Source organism: Clostridium sp. ATCC 25772, from assembly GCF_001573875.1.
GTDB classification, from domain to species: domain Bacteria; phylum Bacillota; class Clostridia; order Clostridiales; family Clostridiaceae; genus Clostridium_J; species Clostridium_J senegalense.
In genome coordinates this window covers 1-6,347 of the sequence record NZ_LFRG01000080.1, presented here as the reverse complement: position 1 = coordinate 6,347, position 6,347 = coordinate 1, and the positions used below count along the sequence as shown (strand labels likewise).

The 6,347-nt window shown below is 24.9% G+C and carries 3 protein-coding genes, 1 tRNA gene and 1 rRNA gene; 1 reads left to right on the top strand and 4 read right to left on the bottom strand.

Annotated features, from left to right (window positions below):
* Positions 1-309: 309 nt before the first annotated feature.
* On the top strand, positions 310-1,140 hold the full coding sequence (locus tag AZI32_RS16525; protein WP_061996995.1) for a 4Fe-4S binding protein: 831 nt from the start codon (positions 310-312) through the stop codon (positions 1,138-1,140).
* A 19-nt stretch (positions 1,141-1,159) separates the two neighbouring features.
* On the opposite strand, the gene AZI32_RS16520 is transcribed toward AZI32_RS16525, so the two are convergent.
* The 4 genes from AZI32_RS16520 to rrf all read right to left on the bottom strand — a co-directional run bounded on the left by AZI32_RS16520 (position 1,160) and on the right by rrf (position 6,198).
* Positions 1,160-4,651, bottom strand: a complete 3,492-nt coding sequence (locus AZI32_RS16520) for an SMC family ATPase (protein WP_061996994.1) — start codon at positions 4,649-4,651, stop codon at positions 1,160-1,162.
* The gene (locus AZI32_RS16515; protein WP_061996993.1) at positions 4,638-5,855 is read right to left on the bottom strand and encodes an exonuclease SbcCD subunit D; all 1,218 of its coding nucleotides are present in this window, start codon (positions 5,853-5,855) and stop codon (positions 4,638-4,640) included. The genes AZI32_RS16520 and AZI32_RS16515 overlap by 14 nt, the downstream gene beginning before the upstream one ends.
* Before the next feature lie 145 nt (positions 5,856-6,000).
* Positions 6,001-6,075: transfer RNA gene (locus tag AZI32_RS16510), tRNA-Asn, on the bottom strand.
* A gap of 5 nt (positions 6,076-6,080) precedes the next feature.
* A 5S ribosomal RNA gene (gene rrf / locus AZI32_RS16505) occupies positions 6,081-6,198 on the bottom strand.
* Positions 6,199-6,347 lie beyond the last annotated feature (149 nt).

The window sequence follows — 6,347 nt, the reverse complement described above, 5'->3', positions numbered from 1 at the left end:
AGCGACAAGACTTATTATATTAAACTTTTTAAGCCACATTTATTATTATTTACCTTATTTAATTAAATTATTCCTATATTTCTTCTGTTTTCTTTATATTTCTTATGAATTTCATTTATTGATACGCGTGGGAAAGTTTGCTTCAAATTATATATTACCTATATATAATTTTTTCTAACTCTGTTACTCTATTAATAAATTAAAAGCAAAATTTTATATTAGACACATAATAAAATAATAAATAGTTTTATAAAATAGACAAATAATTTTTATCTATTTTCTAATTAAATGTATATTAAGGAGTTAACTATGGGTAAATTTTCTAATTTGAAATCATTAGGTGTTCTTGAACAAAACCACAAAGACTTTTATTCTATAAGAATTTTAAGTAACGGTGGTAATTTTTCTTGTGATGAATTAAACATATTAAATGAAATAGCTAAAATTTATGGTAAAGAATATGTTACTCTTACATCCCGTTGTTGTATAGAAATTCCTTATATAAACAAAAATGATGTAAGTTTGGTACTTGATACACTCAAAAAATATAATTTTACTACAGCTGCAATGGGTAAATTTGTTCATCCTATAACAGCTTGTCGCGGAACTGTTTGCAAAAATAGTCATACTAATACCCAATCTATTGCAGCAACTATTCAAAATATTACTATAGGCTTATCTTTGCCTCATAAGGTAACCATTGGTGTCATAGGTTGCTTTAACAACTGTTTAAAATCACAAAATAATGATATATTTATTAAACCTTATTCACAAATACATATTGATTCTTCTAAATGTAAATTATGCAAATCATGTATTAATAAGTGCAAGTATAATGCCTTAACTATAGTAAATAATAAAATAAATTTAGATACTAAACTTTGCACTGATTGTGGAAAATGTATAAATTTATGTAATTTTAACTGTATTTCTTCTTATTGCGATTACTATAAAATTTTTCTTAAAATTAATGTAAACTGTAACTATGAAGAATTAGATATTTCTCTTAATTTAAACTCTCTTTACACAACTATTGGCTTTATATTAAATCAATATAGTTTATATAGTTTTAGTAATGAACGTTTTTATGATTTTGCTAATAGATGCATCTCTAACATAATAAATAAACTCCAGAATTAATTCTGGAGTTTATTTATTATTAACTTCGTTCTATTTTCACTTTACTACCTCCTAGACCTGATTGAGCTGGAGTTAATATAAGTTTTACTGGAACTCTATTCTTTATTGACTCTACATGACTTATTATACCTACCGACAATTTTTCATTATGAATTTTTTCAAGAGAACACATAACAATATCTAATAACTCATCATCTAATGTTCCAAAACCTTCATCAAGGAAAAATAATTCTAAAGGTGCAGTTCCTTTAAGTTGTATTTGTGTTGAAAGTGCTAAAGCTAGTGATAGTGAAACTAAAAATGTTTCGCCACCTGATAATGTAGATGCATCCCTTTGAAACCCACCATTTTTATAATCTCTTATTATAAATTTACCATTGTCATCTACTTCTAATCCATAGTTTCCATTTGTTATTTCTTTTAGTCTTTTAGACGCCTCTAGTGATACATATTTTAACTGATGATAGGCTACAAATTCAACAAACTTTTTACCTTTAAATAATTTATCTAAATCATCTAATAAACTCATTTTGTATTCTAATTGTTTTTTATTATCTAATAATTCCTTTAAGTGCATAAGCTTTTCTTTCATATTGTTAGTTTCGGATTTTAAAGTAATTACAACTTCTTCTATCATTTTCAACTCTTTATTTTTTTCTTCTTTTAATATTTTAATTTCCTGCCATTGTTCTTCTGTTAACCTATTCTTACCTATTTTATTTTTTAAATTTTCTATGGCACCTATAATTTTAGATAATTCATTATTATAGTCTTTAAACTCTCTTTTTATTATATCTAGATTTTCCCTTGATATTTTATATTCATTTGCTTCTTCTATACAACTAAAGTTTTCTTCTATTAATGCTTTATCAAGATTTTTTCTATCATTTTTTCCTCTTTCTATTAAACTTGCAACATTTGTTCTTACTCCAACAAATTCTTCATTTGACTTATTATATTTATCATCTATGGATTTTTTTTCTCTTTCTGCTTTAATATAGTTGCTTTCTATTTCTAATATAAGTTTGCTTACCTCTTCTTTTGCTAATGTTAAATCTTTAATATTTCCTATTATATTTATAATATAATTTTCTTTTTCTACTATTCTTTTATTTTTTTCTTGCAATATAACTTTTTTTTCCTTTAAATTTTCATTTAACGTTGATACATCCTTATTTAATTTTTCTTTATCTAATAATTTTTTTGATATATCCTGTCTTAATTCTTTAAGATTATTTTCAAGTCTGGTTATTTGCTTATCATTTTCTGATATCTCTTTACTTATTTCTTGAAAGTTTTCTATTTTTAATTCTTCTTTTAACTTAATTAAATTAATTTTAACATCATTAATCTGTTTTTCTAATTTATTTAACTGTATTTTTAACTTTTCTAATCTTTCAGTATTTTGAGTTACTATTGTATCTATCTTGCCATATTCTATATCTTTTTTATTTATATCTTCACTTAATTCTTTTATATTGTTTTCTATAGTGTTCTTTTCCTTATCATACTTATCAAATTGAGTTCTTAATAATTCAAATTTATCCTCTAGTTCTTCTATTGATACTTTTTTAAAATCTTCTCCTAATTCTTCTATTTTAAAATATTGTTGTTCTATTGATTTCTTATAAGAATCTATATTGTTTTTTAATATGATAATTCTTTCATTAAATTCCTTTAGTATTTCTTCATTTTCTTTTAGGCTTTCTTTTGATGTATCATTTTTACTTAGATTAATACTTTCTAAATTATCTATTGAATGATCTATAGAACCACATACTGGACATGGACATCCTTTAAAAAGTTTTTCTCTTAAACATTGTGCTATATTTTCAATTTCAATTTTATTTACATAATCTCTTAATGTCTTTACACTATTTTCTAAATTATCTCTTTCTGCTGTTTTAAAATTTAATTCTGTTGTAGAGTCTTTTAATAAAACATTATTTTCTTCTAACTCTTTTATTAGTAAGTCATATCTGCTCCATTTACCTTTATAATATGAAATTTCTTCTTGAAATTTTAACAGTTCCTTAGGATTAGTGATATTTTTTTCCATTAGCTCTTGCTGTTTTTCTTTTAAATCATTTAACTTAATATTTAATTCATCAATTTTAGTTTTTAATTCATATCTGTTATTTTTATTAACTTTCATGTTCTCTTCTAATATATTTATTTCTAATAATAAATTCTTTTTTTGACTAGTTAATGATTTATAATCATTACTAATGATTACTCCTTCATTTATCTTTGTTCTATTCTCATCTGATACTTTTAATTTATCTATACTTTTTTCTTTTACTTCTCTTTCATTATTTAAAATAATAATATCCTCTTCTAATTCTTTTATATTATTATTTATATTTTTTATTAATTTTTCTTTTTCCTGTAGTTCTTCATCTAAATATTTTGCTTCATTTTTTAAATTTTTAATATTTTTTGCTTCTTCCACAGCTTCATCAATTCGTTCTTTTTTTATTTTTAAACTTGGAAGTTCATTCTCTTTTTTATCTATTGCCTTTTTTAAAATAGCTTCTAATTTTTCTTTTTCAACTTTTATATTTTCAGTATCTTTTTGTATAATATTAAGTTTTTTATTTTCAATATTATATTGTTTTAATGTCTCATCGCGAGCATCCATATAAGGTTTTATTTTTAAATAAGATTCACCTTTTAAAATTTTAATTTCCTTAATATTATTTTCTTTTTCTTTTAACTTTAACTCCTTAAAAATATGTTCACTTTTTCTTAATTCTTCTTGTAGATTCCAAATTACGCTATTTTTATTATATTCTTTTTCTATTACTATCAATTCTTTTTCTATATTTTCTTTATTTTTTAAAGCTAATTCTAATCTCTTTTCCTTTAATTTTAAACTTTCATTATCTATATCTTCATAGCCTTTTAACTCCCCTTGAAGTATATTATATTTTTGTCTTTCTTCTTTTATTTCGCCTATCAACTTATTAGATAAGTTATCTCCATATTTTTGTAAATTAAATAATCTTTCTAACATATTTCTTCTATCTTTACCTTCAAGTTTCAAAAAATCACTAAATTTACCTTGAGGTAATACTACAGTTCTTGTAAAATCATCTAATTCTAATCCTATAATTTCTTTACATTTTGCAGTTACATTTTTTGCTCCTTCTTCCAAAACTTCTACTGCTTCACAAGTCACATCTAATATTTTAGCTGATTTAGATCTTATGTTACCTGATTTATCTCTTTTAAACTCTCTCTCTACAATATATTTTTTAATTTTTGTTCCAGATATTTGAAACTGATAAAGTACATTTACACTATTACAATTTGTATTTATAAAATTAGAACTTTTTCTAGAAACTTCTCCGTACAAAGCTAATGTTATTCCATCAAGTATTGTAGATTTACCACTTCCAGTAGGACCAAATATTCCAAAAAATCCTTTGTCTGTTAATTTTTTAAAATCAATTGTTTGTTCTTCTATAAAGCTATTCAAACCTTTTATTTTTAAACTAATTGGTTTCATTTTCATCACCATCCTTAACTATAGATAATAATAAATCTACAATTTCATCTTGTGGTTCCACTTTTCTCTCCTTAAAATAAAATTCCTTAAAAATGCTTTCAAAAGATTTTTCTAAAAAAGTCGCCATATCAATTTCTTCTTCTTCTTCTTTAATTTTAGGTATAATTTCCAATATGTCTTTCTTTAAGCTTTTCATAGATTTTATTTCGTCTTCTCTTATATATCTGTCTGTACATATTTCTAAATAAACCCAACATTCTCTATTTCCATTTTCTTCACACTTCTTAATAGCTTCCTCTATACTTTTACATCTCCAAATTTCTATTGGTTTATAATTTTCAAATTCAATCTCTTCAAGATTAAATTCTTCTCCTGCTTTTATATCTATAATAAAACATTTTTTTACAAAACTTATTTCTTTTTTATTGTACTGCAGTGGTGAACCAGAGTACCTAACTTTTTTCTTAGTTCCAGGAACAACTTGCGGTTTATGAACATGTCCTAATGCAATGTACTGTGCTTCTTTTGGGAAACAACTTCCATCTACTATAAAACTTCCTCCAAGTTGTATATTTCTTTCTGATCCCGCTTCTTCACTTCCCATTGCAAATAAATGAGATACTGCTATGTTTATAGTATCTTTTCTATAATTTTTACTTAAATTGTCAAAAAGTAGTTTTATCCTATCACTATAATTTTTTGCCTTTTCTTCCTCTTCATCCATTCCATCATATAGAACTTCATTTAATCTTTTTTCACTTGGATATGCTACTGTTAATATTACTGCTCTTTCTCCATTTACTTCTATTTCTATGAATCCTTCCCCTGAATTACAAACTCTATGTTTACCATATATACCTGTTTCAACTATTGATTTAGGCCTTCCTACCATAATAATTCCATGCTCTCTTGCCAATGGACCTGCTGCCACTAATCTATCTGGATTATCATGGTTCCCTGAAATTATCAATGTTAATCTTTCACCATTTTTAGATAATTTTTTTAATGTGTTGTAAAACATTCTTTCTGCTCTTGCCGGTGGATTACTATTATCATATATATCACCTGCTATAATAATTAAATCTACTTTATTACTTTCAACTATCTCTATAAAATCATTTAAAAATTCTTCCTGCTCATCCATCCTACTAAAGCCTTCTAAATTTTTTCCTAAATGCCAATCTGCAGTATGTAATATTCTCATATACTTACTCCTTTATAATACTTAATAACTTTAATTATTTCATTGTCTTATTCCATAATTATACTATATATTTTCTAATATTTAAGAATTCATATTTTTTTAAATAAAAAAAAGAAGTAGATATTCTACTTCTATGTTTCCAAAATGGCTCCGCGAAAAGGATTCGAACCTTCAACCTATCGGTTAACAGCCGAGTGCTCCACCGTTGAGCTATCGCGGAATATTACCTGGCAACAACCTACCCTCCCACACAGTCACCCGTGCAGTACTCTCGGCGTCTAGAGGCTTAACTTGCCTGTTCGGAATGGAAAGGAGTGTTACCCTCTAAACCATCATCACCAGATTTTAATTTAATATAAGCGGTGTACTGCGTCGTCAATTTTCTTCGCTCAAATGCTCATTTATGTACAAATAAACTCCGCTTCTCACTCAGTCATTTCCTAACATTACTTGCTTTTATTAACTTAAATATTAATATTTTTATATTAAATT

Bases quoted from the DNA above. Each gene is read 5' to 3' on its own strand.
- AZI32_RS16515 (WP_061996993.1), bottom strand. From the start codon at position 5,855: ATGAGAATATTACATACTGCAGATTGGCATTTAGGAAAAAATTTAGAA.
- AZI32_RS16525 (WP_061996995.1), top strand. From the start codon at position 310: ATGGGTAAATTTTCTAATTTGAAATCATTAGGTGTTCTTGAACAAAAC.
- AZI32_RS16520 (WP_061996994.1), bottom strand. From the start codon at position 4,651: ATGAAACCAATTAGTTTAAAAATAAAAGGTTTGAATAGCTTTATAGAA.